Below are 17,490 nucleotides of genomic sequence, written 5' to 3'. Positions count from 1 at the left end.
AAATAGTGGGGAGTTGGTAATGCAGATGCTTGACAATGCTTGCCGATATAGGCGACATTGTTAGCTTATGAAAATGTTTTCTATATTACGTTGGGCGATGCAATGAACGTCCCATTATGCTGCAGACCCTATGAAACACAGTGAAAGACACAGAACACACCGAACAGGCTGGCTCCGTGCCGCTGTTCTTGGCGCAAACGACGGTATCGTTTCTACAGCCAGCCTTATCTTGGGCGTCGCGGCAGCCAGCGCGGGCACTCAGGGTATCTTGGTTGCAGGAGTTGCCGGTCTTGTCGCGGGCGCCATGTCAATGGCTGCTGGCGAGTATGTATCGGTTAGTTCACAAGCAGATACCGAGCGCGCGGATCTCGCTCGAGAGAGCATAGAGTTGACTGAGAATCCCGAGCAGGAACGCGCAGAGCTAACGGCCATTTACGTGAAGCGCGGGCTCGACAAGAAGCTAGCCTCAGAGGTTGCTACCCAATTAATGCAGCATGACGCACTGGCCGCACATGGACGAGATGAGCTGGGCATATCCGACACATTGGCCGCAAAACCTGTGCAGGCGGCATTAGCCTCGGCGGGAACGTTTGCAGTGGGCGCAGTCCTGCCGCTTCTGATGGTTCTCCTGCTTCCGGTTCCTGCGCTGATGTGGGGTGTCGCTAGTAGCTCGCTCTTCTTTCTCGCGCTGTTGGGCTTCCTGGCTGCACACACAGGGGGCGCACCAGTGATTGCGTCTGTCATTCGCGTCACTTTTTGGGGAGCGCTGGCAATGGCATTGACCGCTGGAGTTGGCGCCCTTTTTGGGGTAGCCGCTTGAATCAACGGGGTCAGTTCTAACATTCAGACATTTTGATGGAAAGTTAGAACTGACCCCGTGCTTGTGACTATGATGAGCGGTGAGATGTTGGGCTTCATTTCATTCAGCCTAACCTACCGGGCTGATAGAACCGGAATTAAGTGTTTTTTCATCGCTTACCAATATGTTTGACAGCCAATCTGGCTTCCAGTACATTTATTTCTTATGAAAAAGGATATTTATTTTTCCTATACGCTAAACCTTTATAAATAAAGTATTTAATTATGAATATAGTGCCAGCCGGAAGTAATAATCAGGATTTATCCATTACAGATTTATCTCATATTTTAGAAACAAAACTCTCAGGAAAAAGCGTTGGCTTTGCTTATGTGATTTCCTACAAAGAAAAATTTGGAACGGGAAGTTCTGGGGGTTTTTGTAGGCTCCAACAAGATAAGCCGATCCGAGCAATGACTATTTTTGAAGCCTATAACTGTGCCTCGGTAAGTAAGCCAATCAGTGCTGCTGCGCTTATGTTACTTTTATTCAAAACTGATGGTGTTGGTCTAAACTCATTGATGTGGAATTACTTACCTTCACATTGGCCAAAAGGTACAGGCATTAAAACAATTACTTTTAAAGAATTACTTACTCATCACTCTGGTTTTAGAACCAGTGCTCGATCGTATTCCGACCTTAAAAAATTGGTGGCAGCGGGTATAAATAGCCACGATAAAGAAGAAGGTTCTTATAACAACAGTAACTATGCGCTGCTTCGACTTATCATTCCTAAACTCGCCAAATACCCTATTGCCTCTTTGAAAGGCAAAACGGGAATTGAACTAGTATTAGGTGAACCAATTCAGGCTCAGGCATTTGCTGATGCTTATATAGATTATTTAAAGAAAAATTTATTTGACAAAGTTGGAAGTATGTTCGAGGTAGACTGCAATCAAAGTGGAATTGAGCCTGCACTTTTTTACTCATTTACTGACCAAACATTAAAAGGAAAAAATATGGGCGACCAAACCTTAAATGCAGGTTCGGGTGGTTGGGTAATGTCTACCGCGCAGATGGCCGATTTTTTTAGAACGCTGCATCATACTGAAAAAATAATGACAAAATCATTGTCAGACAGGCTTATTGAGGAACACCTAGGTTATGGAATTGAAAAAATAGAAGGCTTAAATTGCTATTATAAATCAGGCCTTTCAAGTATTGACGGTCGCGATTTTTGTGCATTAACGATGGGTTTTGAAAACGGTATTCAATTTGCAATGATGTCAACTTCGAACCTGGGACTAAAGCATATTGCTTGGGACGCATTTAAAGAATGGTATCACTAAATTTTACTCAAATTCGCTATTGCAGTTTTCTTCCGCAACGGGAAAATAAAATAAATAGGTAGAGCAGAAGATAGGTTCTCGCCGGCCCTCCCTCATCAAACCACCGTGCATGCGGTTTTGCGAGTTTTTGCTTCGCAAAAGCCCTGCCAACCCCAATTCCCGCACACACAGCTTTCCGATGTTCTTCACACTAGACATGCGCCGATTTCCAGCCCGGTAGGTTGAGCTTCATTTCATTCAGCCTAACCTACCGGGCTTTGACTTGCGCACACAAATCAATGGAGTCAGTTCTAACATTCCATCAAAATGTTGGAATGTTAGAACTGACCCCATGCTTCTTCATTGAGTGGGGGATGGCAGCATCGGATTGGGGTGGGAAAATGGGTGATGGAGCAGATGGTTATGGTGAACCGTGAAGTGTTGGGCTTCATTTTATTCAGCCCAACCTACCGGGCTGCAAATTCGATGGTAGACCCCGTGTATTTCCGAGTGCCGTTACATTGCACAAGGTGTAACTTTATATCACCTGATAATCCGACCAACTTGAGAATGAACGGGTTTAAAAATCTTGTTTTTCTCAAGAACCACTATAGATTCGTAGATATGAATGCCGGAGCACTCGTTACTGATAGCGGCTTGCTTCAATTTGTTTGTGTGGTACCAGTGGTGCATATCATCTATCACATCCATCAAAAATCCAAAGAAATTCCCTTTGGATCGATATCCTCCGCCAAAGCTTTTCCAGTAGGCAGTGTGTAAATCTTCGATTACATATATTCCGCCATAACTTAAATGGTGAAATAGATATTTCAATGTAGCCGGAATATGTTCCATATGGTGACTGCCATCGTCCAAAACTATATCTACGCCTCCCATCTCCTTAACGACAGACTCCAGGAAAACATTGTCAGTTTGAGAGCCGATTCTTACTTGCCCGGCCAGACCGTTAAGTTTCTCGCACTCAGGATCAATGTCAATGCCAAAAATAATGGCATCATCGCCAAAGTATTTTCTCCACATCTGAAGACTGCCACCTTTACTTACGCCAATCTCAAGAAATCTTATTTTTCGCCCTCGAAAAGATGAAAAATAGCGATCGTATAAGGGGATGTAGTGGTGCCACTTATGAACGACAACCCCTTCGTTATTAGCGAAAAGCTCAAGTAACTCGCTATCATGTCCATACTTTTCCTGTATATCTCTCTTAACATCAGAGGTTGCGTCAAAGTTGAACCTGAATTGTTTTATACCTTCGTGAGCGTATTTTTTTCTATACCATTTAAATAAAACATCTGGCATTAAAGGCTTTGCAATTGCTTTAAAGTTCATCAGTTGTTCCTTATTTAGTTGACGGCATGATCTATACTGTTCATTGCGCGGCCTAACGTAATTGAGTTAAGCGGCATCACGCACAACGGGTCGTTGCGCTTTGCTGTACTTTAAGGCGTGATGTCCGCTTGAACGAGAGGTTCGACTGGAGAGGGTGTGGCTTGAATGTGGAAAGAGCAACAAAGCGTTCATAACCAACTCCCTTCCAGAAAAATCCGTGATGATTTTATTCGAGGCTGCGAAGCGTTGTTTCGGCTTGTTGGCATCAAAGCTCGCTTTATGAGACAGCACGAAAAACGAAAAACGCTTCGCACAATATCATAAACCCCCGATGTTCATGAAGCGCGGCGGTTCGTGTTACCGCCACTGCGCAGTTATTTCCTTCGCTCGGGGCCGCAACCTATCAGCGAAGTAATCGGCCCTGTGCCGCAAATCGCACCGAAGAAACACGCCACCCTCCGAATGTGGCAAAGTGGAATGAGGTGCCACGGAAGACCGGAATAGCAATGGTGCATGTTGCCCGAGGGTTAGCGTGGTCATGGGTGACGTCATCGACATTGGTGAATCGGCCTGGCGTTATATGGGCGCTTGGCCGATATCCCGTTTAAGAGAGTGAGCTTGACGACGTACCCGATGTGGCACCACATTCCAAAACGAATGATGGAGATAATCATGGTGCAACGCAAGCAAAAAATCAGCCCGGTAGGTTGGGCTAAATGAAATGAAGCCCAACATCACAGGAGGCGGATGAACAGATACGTTACCAACGCGCCTATACAGCGGAAGGCACATGCAACCGGTCAGCAACCAGACCAATAAACCGTCCCCCCAACCCTGCTACTTCTTGCTCCCCCCAGTTTTTCTACACCTACCGGTTTCAGGTACAATCGTGCGCAATGACTGACCGCCCATCCCACCCCATTCAAGCTGGATCTCTTCAAGCTCGTCGTGCCGCACGTATTGAATTGCTTGCTCCAATCGAGTTTCCGCTTGACCTGCCGGTGGTATTGCGGCGCGAAGAATTAGCGCAAGCCATCGTTGCCAATCAGGTGATCATCGTGTGTGGTGAGACTGGTTCTGGTAAAACCACGCAGTTACCTAAAATCTGTTTGAGTCTGGGCCGGGGTGTGCAAGGCGTCATTGCCCACACCCAGCCCCGCCGTGTCGCGGCGCGGTCTGTGGCAACGCGCATTGCGTTTGAACTGAAAACCGAGTTGGGCGGCTTGGTGGGCTATAAGATTCGTTTTAATGACAAGGTATCGCCAGATACCTGCATCAAACTGATGACCGATGGCATTTTGCTGGCGGAAATTCAGAGCGATCGGCTGCTGAAAAAATACGACACCATCATCATCGACGAGGCGCATGAGCGCAGCCTGAATATCGATTTTCTGTTGGGTTACTTCAAGCAGCTGTTGCCACGCCGTCGTGATCTCAAGCTCATTATCACTTCTGCAACGCTGGATGCGGAGCGCTTCGCTAAACATTTCAGCGGTGCGCCGATCATGCAGGTCAGTGGCCGCAGTTATCCAGTAGAGGTGCGTTACCGTCCGTTGCAGGAAAATGCCGAAGGCGAGATGCAGGATATTCCGCAGGCGGTATGTGCCGCGCTGGACGAACTGGCTGTGGATGGTTTACGCGGCGACATTTTGGTATTTTTGCCGGGTGAGCGCGAAATCCGCGACACGGCGGAAGCTTTGCGCAAGCATCATCCCATTGGCGTGGAAATCTTGCCGCTGTTCTCGCGCTTGTCGGCGGCTGAGCAGGATCGCGTATTCAAAACTTCCGGCATGCGCCGTGTCGTGCTGGCCACCAATGTCGCGGAAACTTCCTTGACCGTTCCGAATATCGGCTATGTGATCGACAGCGGGCAGGCTCGCATCAATCGTTACAGCATACGGCAAAAAGTCGAGCAATTGCGCGTGGAGAAAATCGCGCGTGCCGCCGCCAATCAGCGCGCCGGGCGTTGTGGGCGGGTGATGAGCGGGATATGCGTGCGCTTGTATGATGAGCCGGATTTCCTGGCGCGCACAGAATATTCCGATGCGGAAATTTTCCGTGTGTCATTGGCAACAGTAATATTGCGTATGAGTGCGCTGGGTCTGGGCGAAGTCGAACAATTCCCGTTCATCGAGCCGCCCGGATCGCGTTCAATTGCCGATGGCTACCAGTTGCTGGCGCAATTGAATGCGATAGACGAAGAGCGGCAGCTGACGCCGCTGGGACGCGAGCTGGCAAAGCTGCCGCTCGACCCAAAAATCGCACGCCTGCTGCTGGCGGGAAGACAATATCACTGCCTGCAGGAAATTCTCATCATCGCCAGCGCGCTATCATTGCAGGACCCGCGTGACCGTCCGTCGGAGTGGCGCAAAGCGGCCGATGACGCGCATCAGCGTTTTAATGATGAGCGCTCGGATTTCCTGGCCTATGTGAATTTGTGGGCATGGTTTCAAGAGGCGGTGAAGCATAAAAAATCCAAGCGCCTGTGGACAAATGAATGCCGCGAGAAATTCTTGTCGCCACTGCGTCTGCGCGAATGGCATGAGTTGTATCAGCAGTTGCACGCGCAGGTTGCCGAGATGGGCATGCGGCTGAATGAAATTCCTGCCAGCTATGAGGAAATCCACAAGGCGCTGTTAACGGGTCTGCTGGGTAATATCGGCTGCAAGAGCGTGGACCGCGAAGTGCATTATCAGGGCGCGCGCGAAATAAAATTTTTTATCGTGCCGAATTCGGTGCTGGCGAAAAAAAGTCCAAAATGGGTCGTGGCAGCTGAATTAACCGAGACGACGAAACTGTATGCCCGTTGTGTGGCGCGCATCGAACCGGAATGGCTGGAAGAAGTGGGTGCGCATCAGATCAAGCGCCACTATTTTGATCCGCACTGGGAGAAGAAGGCAGCACAGGTAGTGGCATTCGAACGCAGCACCTTGTATGGCCTGATTATCAACCCGAAAAAGCGCGTGCATTACGGGCCGATGAACGTGCCGGAATCGCGCGCGATATTTATTCGCCAGGCTTTATTGGAGGGCGAATTCCATACACTCGCGCCCTTCTTCTCGCACAACCAGAAATTAATCCAGGACATTGAAGCGCTGGAGCATAAGGCGCGCCGACCGGATGTGTTGGTAGACGACGAATTGATCTTTGCCTTTTACGATAGCATCATCCCGCCGCACATTTACAATGGCGCGGCATTCGAAGCATGGCGCAAGGAGGCGGAACGCGCCAATCCGCGCCTGCTATATCTGCAACGTGACGACCTGATGCGCCACGAGGCAGCAGGCATCACCACCGACCAGTTCCCACCGCAACTGGTGATGAACAATATTAGCTATGCGCTGGCTTATCATTTTGTGCCGGGCAAGAGCGACGATGGTGTGAATCTCACCGTGCCGCTGGCTCTGATTAATCAGGTATCCGCTCCGCGTTGCGAGTATTTGGTGCCCGGCCTGCTGGCAGAAAAAGTGACGCAATTGATTAAGACTTTGCCGCAGAAGCTGCGCCGTCATATGGTGCCGGTGCCGGAATTCGCCGCCTCGTTTTGTCGTGCGGTGCCGCCTTCGGATACGCCACTGTTGCAGGCTTTGGCACGCTATATTCGCGAACAGAAACAATTGGAAGTACCACTGGATGCATTTCGGTTAGAGCAATTGCCGACCCACCTGCTCATGAATTTTTATGTGATAGACGAGCATGGCAGACAGCTGGGGGTTTCGCGCAATTTCGTTCAGCTGCGTGCCGAGCTTGCGCCCAAGCTTGCGCCGTCCGCTGCCAAGGGTGCAGCCGCAGAACAAAAGCCTGTGCATTTTACCGATTGGAGTATGGGTGTAGATGGTTTGGGTGAATTCAAGGAAACTTCAGAAATACACCGCGCCGGACAAGTTGTAACGCTGTTCAACGCCTTGGTGGATGAAGGCGATGCGGTATCTTTACGAACATTCGATACCCGCGATGAAGCGCTGAGTGCCCATCGTATCGGATTGCGGCGCTTATTTATGCTGGCGCTCAAGGATCAGGTCAAATTTCTGGAAAAGAATCTTGGCTTGCAAGCAATGGCAATGCAGTTCTTGTCCTTTGGTAGCATCCAGGATTTGCGCCGCCAGATTTTGGCGGTTACCTTTGATCGCTGCTGCATGAATGAGCCCTGGCCAACAAATGAAACTGAATTCGTTACGCGTTGCAAGGAAGCCAAGAGCCGCTTGACGTTGGTGGCGCAGGAAATAGCACGGCTGATCGGCGCAATTCTGGCCGAATATCAACTCGTGCATAAAAAAATTCAAGCTGCCAAATCAAACGAGCAGGCCGTCCAGGATATGCGCATGCAGTGCGAATGGCTGTTGCATAAGGAGTTTATCGCGCGCATTCCTTACGAGCATTTACAGCATCTTCCGCGCTATCTTAAAGCGATCAATGTGCGATTGGAAAAGCTGCGCGTCGATGCGGCACGTGATGCGCGTCAATACGCGCAAATGCAATCCTTGCAGCAGGCTTGGCAACGCAAATTAACTGCGCAACAAGGCAATATAGATGCGCGGCTGGAAGAATTTGGTTGGCTATTGCAGGAGTTGCGCGTGTCGTTGTTTGCGCAGGAATTGAAGACGCCGGTGATTGTGTCGGTGAAGCGGCTGGGAAAGTTGTGGGAGACAATGTAACTCTGCCCAATTTTTTGCTCCTTGATTCCTAGTCTGCCAATGGGAATTTGGGGAGGATTCGCTGTCAGGTATAATCCGCACAACCTCACCGCGCGTGCATCGTATCGTGAATATGAGTACGCTGGCGGTAACGGGGGGTTGAAACTCATTGTAAGGAGGTTATATGCCGGACAAACTAAATGCTCAAGAAGTTGGCATGCTCCGCGAGGAGCTGGAAATATTGATGAATGAGCGTACCTGCTTACTTAAAGTGGTGGGAGCCGCCGCTGTGCTGGTGGCCAATACCGATGGTCGCAACCTGCCACCGGAGGCGGCAGAAGCGGCAGAGATGCTATCGAAGTGCGTGAATGATCTGTCCGAGGAAACACTAAAAGACGCACTGGAAACTGTGCATGCTGAGGTTGGACCCGGCGATTTGTAAATCCTTGATGGGGGCGGAGGTCAGATGAATGCGCCAGAGAAGCTTGGCTTGATTCTGACTGGAGGTGGCGCGCGCGTCGCCTATCAGGTAGGTGTACTGAAGGCCATCGCCGAGTTTCTGCCGCGTCATGCACACAATCCCTTCCCTATTATCTGCGGAACCTCATCAGGTTCGCTTAATGCGGTTACGCTTGCGGTGAATGCCCGGTCCTTTCGTAAAGGTGTGCAATACCTCCTTAATATCTGGAAAAATTCTCACGTTGAACATGTTTATCGAACCGACCCGGTAGGCGTTTTAAAGAACAGTTCGCGCTGGTTCGCAGGGCTGATCTTGAGCAGCATGGGTATCAATAAGTTGAACCAGGTGTCGCTGCTGGATAATGCGCCGATGGTGGCGATGCTGGAAGCAACCCTGCCCTATGAAAAAATCCAGGAGAATATTGACGCAGGACATCTGCACGCGCTGAGTATTACTGCCTCGGGCTATGGTTCGGGGTGCTCGGTGACTTTTTACCAGGGAGTGGAGGAGATTCCGCCCTGGAAGCGGGCGCATCGTCTTGGCATTCCAACCAAGATCGAGCCCAAACATTTATTGGCTTCTTCAGCCATCCCGTTTATCTTTCCAGCGGTACTCCTCAACCGTGAATATTTTGGCGATGGCTCGATGCGTCAGATCGCGCCTATCAGCTCTGCGCTGCATCTGGGCGCTACGCGCGTACTCATCATCGGCTTAGGCCATAGCGAAGAGGAACAAAACCGTAGCAACGTATGTGACTATCCTTCGCTAGCGCAGATTGCCGGCCATGTTATGGATAGCATTTTTCTCGACAGTCTGGAAGTGGATGTGGAGCGTTTGCAGCGCATCAATCATTCGATTGGAATGTTGACTGAAGATGCTCAGCAGCAAATTAATTGGCGCCATGTCGATGTTCTGGTGATTGAGCCTAGTCAGGCTATTGAGCAAATTGCTCAGCGTTATGCCATGCACTTGCCATGGACTATCCGTTTTCTGTTGCGCGGGATAGGCGCGATGCGCCGCAGCGGGGCAAATCTGGTGAGCTACCTGCTGTTCGAAAAGAATTTTTGTCGTGCGATGATCGAGCTGGGATATCAGGATGCACTGAAACAGAAGCAAGAAATCCTGGCTTTTATAAATCAGCGCGGGAAAGCGGCGGAAAGCCTGCCACAATGAAAGCTGCCAGTACGGGTGCAAGTATGGGCACGCCCCACCCATGCACCACGATGAAGCCGCTTACTTTCGCCCTGCTGCGCCTGTTGGTGGACGGAAAATTCCATTCCGGGGAAATGCTGGCGCAGCGTTTGGGCATATCGCGCGCCAGCGTGAGCAATGCCTTGCATGGGGTAGATGGCTATGGCTTGGCTTTATACAGCGTGCCCGGCCGTGGCTATTGCCTGAGCAATCCGCCGCAATGGCTTGATGCTGCACTTATTGCTCGCCATCTAGGTGAGCAGGCGGGACAATTCCAGATTGAAATTTTCGACAGCTTGCCCTCCAGCAATACTCTGCTGTTGCAGCGCGCAGCGCAAGGCGCACCCAGCGGCAGCGTGCTGGTGGTGGAACTGCAAAGCGGCGGACGTGGGCGATTGGGACGGTCATGGCATTCCGGCGTGGGCAACGCGCTTACGTTCTCGCTGTTGTGGCGCTTTGAACTTGATTTGTCGGCGCTGTCCGGCTTGAGCTTGGCAGTTGGAGTGGCGTTGATCCGTGCGTTGCACGCGCTTGGCATGACAAGCGCACGGCTTAAATGGCCGAATGATGTGCTGGGCGGAGATGGCGGTAAACTAGCCGGCATTCTGCTCGAGGCACAGGGTGATATGTTGGGGCCAAGCGCTGTAGTGATAGGCATTGGCCTCAACCTGTCCACACCTAAACACCTGTTGCCGCAGATTGACCAACCGGTATCGAGCCTGGAAGACATGGTGGCTGGCATGCCGGGGATCAATGTGCCGGAACGCAACTACTTGTTCGCGGTAGTTTTACGTGAGTTGCAGGCAATACTTCATGAATTCGCCAGTAATGGTTTTGCGGCACTGCGTGCGGAATGGGAAAGCCATCACGCGTTGCATAACCAGACGGTACGACTACTGTTGCCGGATGGCAGAACTGAAATTGGCATTGCGCGAGGCGTAACAGAGAATGGCGCACTTATTCTGGAAACGGTGGGCGGAATGCAAATATTTAATGCGGGAGAGATTGGATTACGCGCATCATGAAAATGTTACTGATTGATGCCGGCAATAGTCGCGTCAAGTGGGCCATCGTAGAAGGCGGCAAGTGGTTGCAGCAAAACGTGCTTGAAAATACACATGCACCAGCATTGAACATGGCATTTTCGGAATTGCCGCCACCGGACAGAATTCTCATATCCAATGTTGCTGGCGAGAATATGGCGCAACAGCTATCCACAGCCTGTGCAGCATGGCATTGTCCCATCGAATTCATCGTGGCCCAAGTAACGCAATGTGGTGTGCTTAACTCCTATGAACACCCTGCGCAACTTGGCAGCGACCGTTGGGCAGCACTGATCGCGGCCTGGCATCAAGAGCGCGCATCCTGTCTGGTGGTAAATTGCGGCACAGCAACTACGGTGGATGCACTGTCTGCCGAGGGCGAATTTTTGGGCGGGCTAATCCTGCCGGGTGTGGACATGATGCAAAGCAGTTTGGCTGCAGGCGCTGCCCAATTAGTACAGACAGAGGGTGTCTGGCGCGAATTTCCGCGCAATACCGCCGATGCCACGTTCAGCGGCTCAATCCAGGCGACCATTGGCGCTATCCGTTTGCAATTCGAGGCCTTGGCCGTGCGTGGCGGTGTCCGCTGCCTGTTAAGCGGTGGCGCAGCGGATAATGTACAGTCGCGTCTCAAGTTACCGTTGGTGCGGGTGGATAATCTGGTATTGCGTGGCTTGCAAATAATTGGCCAGGAAAATTTATCCTGAACGCGTTAATTTTTAGCTTTTAATAAACGGCGTGTCGCTCTGACGAAAAGATTTCCATGTTTTAAAACCAAGATAAAAAATGAGGTAATAATGAAGTGGCTATTCTGGCTATTGCTGCTGGCGAATTTGATGTTTTTTTCATTTATTCAATGGGGCGACATATTGATTGGTGAAAATAAAATCTTGAAGCATCAATCATCACTGAACGAGGAAAAGATCAAGTTACTGGATGCGCCAAATGCAGCACCGGCATCTTCGTTGCCTTCTGCTGTATTGGCAACATCGCAGGATCAGCGAGCATTTACTGATGTTTGCCTGGAGTGGGGAGAATTTTCCGGCACTGACAGCGCGCGTGCCACGGCAGCTTTGACCACATTGAAACTAGCTGACAGGCTGACGCAGAGACAATCTGAATATGCGATTGGTTACTGGGTATATATGCCGCCCGCACAAACTCGTGCGGAAATGGATAACAATATCGCCGAACTCAAGGCACATAATGTTAAGGACTACTTCACCGTGCAGGAGGTCGGGCCATGGAAGAACGCTATTTCGCTGGGCGTATTCAAGACAGACAAGGCAGCGCGTAAAGCTTTCGATAGCCTCCGGGCGAAAGGCGTTAAATCTGCCGTGATGGGAGAGCTCATGAGCAAGTTTAAACTTACGGTATTTGTGCTGAAATCCCCAGACGCAGCGGCAATTGAGAAAATGGTAACCTTGCAAAAGGAATTTGCCGGCAGCGCGGTGCATTTGGTGGCCTGTGATCAGACTTAAGCGCAATGAGCAAGTACCAGCGCAATTGACAAGTAGCGGTTAAATATGGAGAATGCCGCGCTCTTCGTGGCAATTTAAGGCGGTTTGACTAAAGCGACGACACGATTTCAGGTGATATAGCTCAGATGGTTAGAGCGCAGCACTCATAACGCTGAGGTCGGTGGTTCAACTCCACCTATCACCACCAATAAAATGTTTCAAGAAGCCCCAAGAAATACATAAACCCGCGTTCTCCTGATGAGTGCGCGGGTTTTTGCTTTACCGCGTCCATTCTCGCATATTGCAATCATGAGCGCTCAGGGGGCATAATTATTGTGTTTATGCCCCAAATAAAATTTTATGCCCCCAGCGAAGTGATGACGTGAAGCTATCAGATGCAGCGGCAAGAAAAGCAAAGCAAAGTCTGAAGTGACGACCTACAAAAAGGCGGATGGGGGCGGCATGTATCTTGAGGTTATGCCGATGGGATCAAAGTATTGGCGGCAAGGAAAAGCGTCTGGCCTTCGGCGTATATCCAGATGTAAGCCTAACCCAAGCCCGCGAACGTCGCGTTGACTATCCTGATCTCAAAGGCTTCACAGGTCTCTCTCACCAGCTCTCGAATTCGCTCAGCCACCTCTCCTCTCAAAACCTGGTATCGGTACTTCGTTACCCATACAAAGCAGTACTCAATTTGAAAAACCGTATAACTTCCATATTTGTATTCCATGCCGCACCTCCTTTTTGCAGCATCTGTTCATCCACTCCTTGTGATGTTGGGTTTCATCTCATTCAGCCTAATTTACCGAGCTACATCGCGGAAGAATGCAATCCGGTTTTGACGGTGCACTAGCCCACATGGGCTATCTGCGAACCTGCTGGAAACTTTCTGGAAATTCACAAATTTTTTAGCCTACTTTCTCTGCAAAACCGCTTTTGACTTTTTTTGACTTGGCAATCACGAAGAACTAAACCTAGGCAAAGAAAAATAGTTGCTTTATTATCCACAACTTCCGCTTAGTGCCATGAGCCTTCATTCATGGTTGAAAACACGCTGCCTGAAACCAGATGATCGTGAAGTTCCACGATGATCATGAACAGTTAGCTGTTTGATTTAGAATTCGCGGTTGCAGGATCTAAACGATTATTTATGAAATTAATCCATGGGAGGCAACATGAGCGCCAGCAGTTCGCCAGTTAATCTGAAAGACGCCATACATCACCTAGACATGTTGCCCGCTATGCCAGCTATAGCGCAAAAGATTCTTGCTCTTGATCTTGAAAGCGACGCGGGTGAACGGGCAATGCTCAAGCTAATTGAAAAAGACCCACAGATCGCAGCGAAGATTATTGGCTTGGCAAACACGCCGCTATTCGGCGCTTCCAGGCGCGTTTCCTCCGTTACGGACGCTTCGATGTTACTTGGTATTACACGCGTAAAAGCTGTCACCATGGGTATTGCAGTGATGTCGTCATTGATAAAGAATTCTGCGGGTAAGCTCGACGTCCAAGGTCTCTGGTTACACAGTTTGGCTATTTCTCTGGCCGTGAAAACTCTTTCACAAGCTATGCCGCGCAACACACGTCCACAGGATGACGAAATATTTTTGGCGGGACTGCTGCATGATATCGGTTACATGGTGCTGAATTATCTCGACCAGAAACTTAGTGATGAACTGCAAACCCGATTTGTTTCTCAGCCGGATCGATTTTCCACTGAGATCGAAGCCGAACTGCTGGAAATGAACCACTGTGAACTGGGTGCCGAGCTAGCTCGTTTTTGGGATCTACCGGACAGCATCATTGCTGTGTTGCGCTACCACCATGATCCTGAAAATGAGCTTGCGGCTGTTGGTCAACCGCTGGTCAGCATGGTTAATCTCGCGGAAAAAACGCTAGTCGCCTTTGGCATCTCCGAGCATGGGTCAACCGAAATTAGCCCTGAAGAATGGCAAGCCTTGGGCATTGATCCGTCAAAGGCAGATGAGTTGATAACGAAGATAATCAAGCAAGCAGAAGAAGCCAAGCAGGTGGCAGGTAATTTCCCCTAAATTCGAGCAGCGAACAGATTTAAATCTTCTCGGGAAGAGGTATCCAAGCCACTCTCGGCTCATTAAAAACAACAATAAAACAAAATGAAATTGCCATGACTATAGGGCACCAACATTATGGTGCGTTTCTGGCACTTGTGATTTGAACCGCCTTCTCGCTAGCACAAATAGTCTGGCAAAATAACCAACATACTTGCCCTGGCAAGCCAATATTATTGGCATTATTTGTCAGTATGACATGAGGCTACATGAAACGTTATTCCAAGTTCTGAATTTGTTCACGCATCTGCTCAATCAATAGCTTCATTTCCATGGACGCACGTGATACTTCTGCATCGACGGACTTCGAACCTAGCGTGTTCGCCTCGCGGTGTAGTTCCTGCATCAGAAAATCCAGCCGTTTGCCTACTGTGCCGCCTTTGACAAGCACTCGCTTCATTTCTACCAGATGAGTTTGCAGACGCGACAACTCTTCATCCACATCAATCTTGCTGGCGAACAGTGTGATTTCCTGCCGCACGCGTTCATCATCACCCTTTTGCAGCGCTATGCGCAAACGCCCGGCCAGTTTTTCTTCATACGCCGCAATGGCCGTCGGGATGCGCGGTACGACCAAGGTGCATAAAGTTTCGATTTGCTCTATGCGCTGCAACAGAAATTCTTGTAGCTTTTCGCCTTCGCCTTCGCGTCCACGTGCTGCGGTAAATTCGCGCAATACTTGATGCAACAGTTCGGGCACTATGGTTTGCAGTGTGTTGGTAGGCTGAGACGAAAAAGGTCAAAAAGGTCAACGAAGTCAGTTCTAACATTCCAGTATTTTGATTGAATGTTAGAACTGCCCCCCGCGCTTTCTTCTTCGGAGTCGGTTTCAATTTCATCATGCCAACCTATGAGGTACGTGCAAAAACAATTCGAAGCTGAGCCTGTTTAATCAGTTTATTGTTAAGCCCCCATGTGTTGTTCAATTTGACAACACGTCCACATGTTGTTATTGTCCCCAACATGAAAGCCCGCGAATTATTCAACCGACGCGTTGCTGTTACGGAGCAGGCCTTTGCGGAGATGGTGCTGTGGGAGGTGCCCGAGCCGCTTTCCAGCAGCAAGCATCGCTACAAATATCGTCTGGCATTCGTCGTTGCCGGAAAGTGTGTGTTGCGTTATGACAACGAATCAGACAAGGGCGATCATAAACACGTGAGTGGCAAGGAAGTGAAATACCGCTTTGTTTCGGCTGACAAACTGATGGCGGATTTTTTTGAAGATGTGAAGAGGTGGCGCGATGAAAACAGTAACGATTGATGTACGACCATTGACGGACACGCTGGGCGATTTCACCAAGACATGGAAGAGCGGCAAGCCTACCGCGCCGCGCATCAGCTTTGAATCGCCCGAACTGCTATTTAAAGTGTTGGCCGGCAAACGCTGGGAACTATTGATCGCAATGACAGGTGCAGGCGCAATGTCCATCCGCGAGGCGTCGCGGCGCGTCGAGCGCGACGTCAAAGCCGTGCATGGCGACGTGACCGCATTGCTTAACGCCGGGCTGCTGTCAAAAACAGACGATGGCATGATCGTGTTTCCGTTCGATGCCATCCATGTGGACTTCATGCTCAAGGCGGCTTGAGGTAAGGATCACCGAGTCTGACCCTATCTATCAATTCTCGTTTGCAGCGCGATGCGCAAACGCGCGGCCAGTTTTTCTTCATACGCCGCAATGGCCATCGGGATGCGTGGTGCGACCAGGGTGCATAAGGTTTAGATTTGCTCTATGCGCTGCAACAGAAATTCTTGTAGCTTGTCGCCTTTGCGTCCACGTACTGCGGTGAATTCGCGCAATACTTGATGCAACAGTTCGGGCACTATGGTTTGCAGTGTGTTGGTAGGCAGAGACGAAAAAGGTCAAAATGGTTAACGAAGTCAGTTCTAACATTCCAGTATTTTGATTGAATATTAGAACTGACCCCCGCGCTTTGCCCGCGCTTTCGTTGAAAAAACGGCCTATCGAGTTTATCAGCGGCGATGAAAAGCCGAAGAAAAATTGACTGGCATGAGGGGGTTTGTGTACGTGCAAAAACAATTCGAAGCTGACCCGTTTAATTTTTCTGTGATTTTAAAAATCATACTAATATGAAAATTGAAAAAAATTATAGCAAGGGTGAGGTAAATAGAGCCGGCTTGAATTTGCTGAATAATATTCGTCCGGAATATGCTGAGGCGAAGGGGATTCTTGATAACTGGCGTGCATGTCATGTTGCTCCCCTTAATAGCTTTCAAATATCGCTAAGAAATAAATTGAAAATTATTGATGGAGATGCCCTGATCTCCCAAAGATTGAAGCGGTCACCTTCAATTATTTCAAAGTTGGAGCGGAACTCGAAAATGTTGCTCTCCAGAATGCAAGACATTGGCGGCATTCGGGCCGTAACTGGGAGCATGCAGAATGTAAGAGCCCTAGAGGCTGCTTACAAAAAAGGGACTCGGGCGTTCTCAGTTGTTCAAGGTGGGAAGGATTACATAATCTTTCCCAAGGATTCTGGATATCGAGGGATTCATCTCGTTTTTAAATGTAAAAATGGCTTCTCTATTGAATTGCAGGTTCGAACACAGATTCAACACGCTTGGGCAACTGCGGTCGAAACAATGGGAACTTTTCTCGATCACTCACTAAAATCTAGCGAGGGGCCAGATGAATGGTTAGATTTCTTTGCTTTGGCAAGTTCAGCATTCGCTGTACTAGAAGGTACGCCAAGAATTCCAAAGCACAACAGTTTGACTGACAAAGAAACTTTTGAGAAATTACTTGAAATGGAGAGGCGACTGGATGTTATAAACAAACTCGCAGGTTTTCGAGTTGTGGCCCGTCATATAAGCAACGACAAGAAGAGAGGGCAATATCACCTAGTAACATTAGACCTCGATTTGATGAAGGCCAGCATACAAAGTTACTCCGCTAAAGATATTGCTACTGCTAATGAGGAATACTCCAAGAAGGAAGCGGAGATTACTTCTGGCAGAAAAATGCAGGTGGTTTTAGTATCTTCGGAATCAATAATTGGACTTAAGAAGGCGTATCCAAGTTATTTCTTGGATGCGGAACTTTTTTCCAAACAAATTAAAGTAATTAAAAAGAGACTGGAAAAAATAAAGGGGTAATTAGCTGTTGCGCCAAGTGGCCTT

At 49.3% G+C, this 17,490-nt stretch carries 14 protein-coding genes, 1 tRNA gene and 1 pseudogene; 13 read left to right on the top strand and 3 right to left on the bottom strand.

Going from position 1 to position 17,490, the window contains the following annotated elements; translation table 11 throughout:
* Positions 1-130 precede the first annotated feature (130 nt).
* On the top strand, positions 131-820 hold the full coding sequence (locus MJ768_RS05390; RefSeq protein WP_239288680.1) for a VIT1/CCC1 transporter family protein: 690 nt from the start codon (positions 131-133) through the stop codon (positions 818-820).
* 263 nt (positions 821-1,083) lie between these two features.
* Complete coding sequence (locus MJ768_RS05385; protein WP_239288678.1) at positions 1,084-2,145, top strand: serine hydrolase; 1,062 nt, start codon at positions 1,084-1,086, stop codon at positions 2,143-2,145.
* 522 nt (positions 2,146-2,667) lie between these two features.
* Here the strand turns inward: MJ768_RS05385 and MJ768_RS05380 are convergent.
* Positions 2,668-3,474 carry a class I SAM-dependent methyltransferase gene (locus MJ768_RS05380; protein ID WP_239288676.1) on the bottom strand — a complete coding sequence of 269 codons (807 nt, stop codon included), beginning with the start codon at positions 3,472-3,474 and terminating at the stop codon, positions 2,668-2,670.
* 896 nt (positions 3,475-4,370) lie between these two features.
* Here MJ768_RS05380 and hrpA point away from each other — a divergent pair.
* The 7 genes from hrpA (at position 4,371) to MJ768_RS05345 (ending at position 12,470) form a co-directional block, all read left to right on the top strand.
* Positions 4,371-8,129 carry an ATP-dependent RNA helicase HrpA gene (gene hrpA, locus MJ768_RS05375; RefSeq protein ID WP_239288674.1) on the top strand — a complete coding sequence of 1,253 codons (3,759 nt, stop codon included), beginning with the start codon at positions 4,371-4,373 and terminating at the stop codon, positions 8,127-8,129.
* Positions 8,130-8,292: 163 nt separating this feature from the next.
* Entirely contained in the window at positions 8,293-8,550 is a 258-nt protein-coding gene (locus MJ768_RS05370) for a hypothetical protein (protein ID WP_239288667.1), read from the top strand.
* A gap of 24 nt (positions 8,551-8,574) precedes the next feature.
* Positions 8,575-9,741 carry a patatin-like phospholipase family protein gene (locus MJ768_RS05365; RefSeq protein WP_239288666.1) on the top strand — a complete coding sequence of 389 codons (1,167 nt, stop codon included), beginning with the start codon at positions 8,575-8,577 and terminating at the stop codon, positions 9,739-9,741.
* A complete protein-coding gene (locus MJ768_RS05360; RefSeq protein WP_239288665.1) occupies positions 9,738-10,784 on the top strand; it encodes a biotin--[acetyl-CoA-carboxylase] ligase in 1,047 nt (348 codons plus the stop codon). The genes MJ768_RS05365 and MJ768_RS05360 overlap by 4 nt, the downstream gene beginning before the upstream one ends.
* Positions 10,781-11,509, top strand: a complete 729-nt coding sequence (locus tag MJ768_RS05355) for a type III pantothenate kinase (RefSeq protein ID WP_239288664.1) — start codon at positions 10,781-10,783, stop codon at positions 11,507-11,509. The genes MJ768_RS05360 and MJ768_RS05355 overlap by 4 nt, the downstream gene beginning before the upstream one ends.
* A gap of 90 nt (positions 11,510-11,599) precedes the next feature.
* Positions 11,600-12,283 (top strand): SPOR domain-containing protein, encoded by a 684-nt coding sequence (locus MJ768_RS05350; protein WP_239288663.1) that lies wholly within the window; start codon positions 11,600-11,602, stop codon positions 12,281-12,283.
* Between the two features lie 110 nt (positions 12,284-12,393).
* Positions 12,394-12,470, top strand: a tRNA-Met gene (locus MJ768_RS05345).
* A gap of 366 nt (positions 12,471-12,836) precedes the next feature.
* Here the strand turns inward: MJ768_RS05345 and MJ768_RS05340 are convergent.
* A pseudogene (locus MJ768_RS05340) lies at positions 12,837-12,992 on the bottom strand (transposase); the annotation flags it as partial.
* A 445-nt stretch (positions 12,993-13,437) separates the two neighbouring features.
* Here MJ768_RS05340 and MJ768_RS05335 point away from each other — a divergent pair.
* Positions 13,438-14,313 (top strand): HDOD domain-containing protein, encoded by an 876-nt coding sequence (locus MJ768_RS05335; protein WP_239288662.1) that lies wholly within the window; start codon positions 13,438-13,440, stop codon positions 14,311-14,313.
* Positions 14,314-14,569: 256 nt separating this feature from the next.
* Here the strand turns inward: MJ768_RS05335 and MJ768_RS05330 are convergent, their stop codons facing one another.
* Positions 14,570-15,052, bottom strand: coding sequence for a YicC family protein (locus MJ768_RS05330; protein ID WP_320415725.1), 483 nt, complete (start codon positions 15,050-15,052; stop codon positions 14,570-14,572).
* A 227-nt stretch (positions 15,053-15,279) separates the two neighbouring features.
* Here MJ768_RS05330 and MJ768_RS05325 point away from each other — a divergent pair, with 227 nt between their 5' ends.
* The 3 genes from MJ768_RS05325 to MJ768_RS05315 all read left to right on the top strand — a co-directional run bounded on the left by MJ768_RS05325 (position 15,280) and on the right by MJ768_RS05315 (position 17,466).
* Positions 15,280-15,612, top strand: coding sequence for a toxin-antitoxin system TumE family protein (locus MJ768_RS05325; protein ID WP_239288660.1), 333 nt, complete (start codon positions 15,280-15,282; stop codon positions 15,610-15,612).
* The gene (locus MJ768_RS05320; RefSeq protein ID WP_239287719.1) at positions 15,593-15,937 is read left to right on the top strand and encodes an HVO_A0114 family putative DNA-binding protein; all 345 of its coding nucleotides are present in this window, start codon (positions 15,593-15,595) and stop codon (positions 15,935-15,937) included. Before MJ768_RS05325 ends, MJ768_RS05320 begins: the two co-directional genes overlap by 20 nt.
* A gap of 503 nt (positions 15,938-16,440) precedes the next feature.
* Entirely contained in the window at positions 16,441-17,466 is a 1,026-nt protein-coding gene (locus tag MJ768_RS05315; protein WP_239288659.1) for a RelA/SpoT domain-containing protein, read from the top strand.
* Positions 17,467-17,490: the final 24 nt, after the last annotated feature.

The organism is Candidatus Nitrotoga sp. 1052 (assembly GCF_927312905.1).
GTDB lineage: Bacteria > Pseudomonadota > Gammaproteobacteria > Burkholderiales > Gallionellaceae > Nitrotoga.
This window is presented reverse-complemented; position numbering and strand designations above follow the sequence as displayed.

Bases quoted from the DNA above. Each gene is read 5' to 3' on its own strand.
- MJ768_RS05385 (WP_239288678.1), top strand. From the start codon at position 1,084: ATGAATATAGTGCCAGCCGGAAGTAATAATCAGGATTTATCCATTACA.
- MJ768_RS05390 (WP_239288680.1), top strand. From the start codon at position 131: ATGAAACACAGTGAAAGACACAGAACACACCGAACAGGCTGGCTCCGT.
- MJ768_RS05380 (WP_239288676.1), bottom strand. From the start codon at position 3,474: ATGAACTTTAAAGCAATTGCAAAGCCTTTAATGCCAGATGTTTTATTT.
- MJ768_RS05370 (WP_239288667.1), top strand. From the start codon at position 8,293: ATGCCGGACAAACTAAATGCTCAAGAAGTTGGCATGCTCCGCGAGGAG.
- MJ768_RS05335 (WP_239288662.1), top strand. From the start codon at position 13,438: ATGAGCGCCAGCAGTTCGCCAGTTAATCTGAAAGACGCCATACATCAC.
- MJ768_RS05355 (WP_239288664.1), top strand. From the start codon at position 10,781: ATGAAAATGTTACTGATTGATGCCGGCAATAGTCGCGTCAAGTGGGCC.
- hrpA (WP_239288674.1), top strand. From the start codon at position 4,371: ATGACTGACCGCCCATCCCACCCCATTCAAGCTGGATCTCTTCAAGCT.
- MJ768_RS05320 (WP_239287719.1), top strand. From the start codon at position 15,593: ATGAAAACAGTAACGATTGATGTACGACCATTGACGGACACGCTGGGC.
- MJ768_RS05315 (WP_239288659.1), top strand. From the start codon at position 16,441: ATGAAAATTGAAAAAAATTATAGCAAGGGTGAGGTAAATAGAGCCGGC.
- MJ768_RS05350 (WP_239288663.1), top strand. From the start codon at position 11,600: ATGAAGTGGCTATTCTGGCTATTGCTGCTGGCGAATTTGATGTTTTTT.
- MJ768_RS05360 (WP_239288665.1), top strand. From the start codon at position 9,738: ATGAAAGCTGCCAGTACGGGTGCAAGTATGGGCACGCCCCACCCATGC.
- MJ768_RS05365 (WP_239288666.1), top strand. From the start codon at position 8,575: ATGAATGCGCCAGAGAAGCTTGGCTTGATTCTGACTGGAGGTGGCGCG.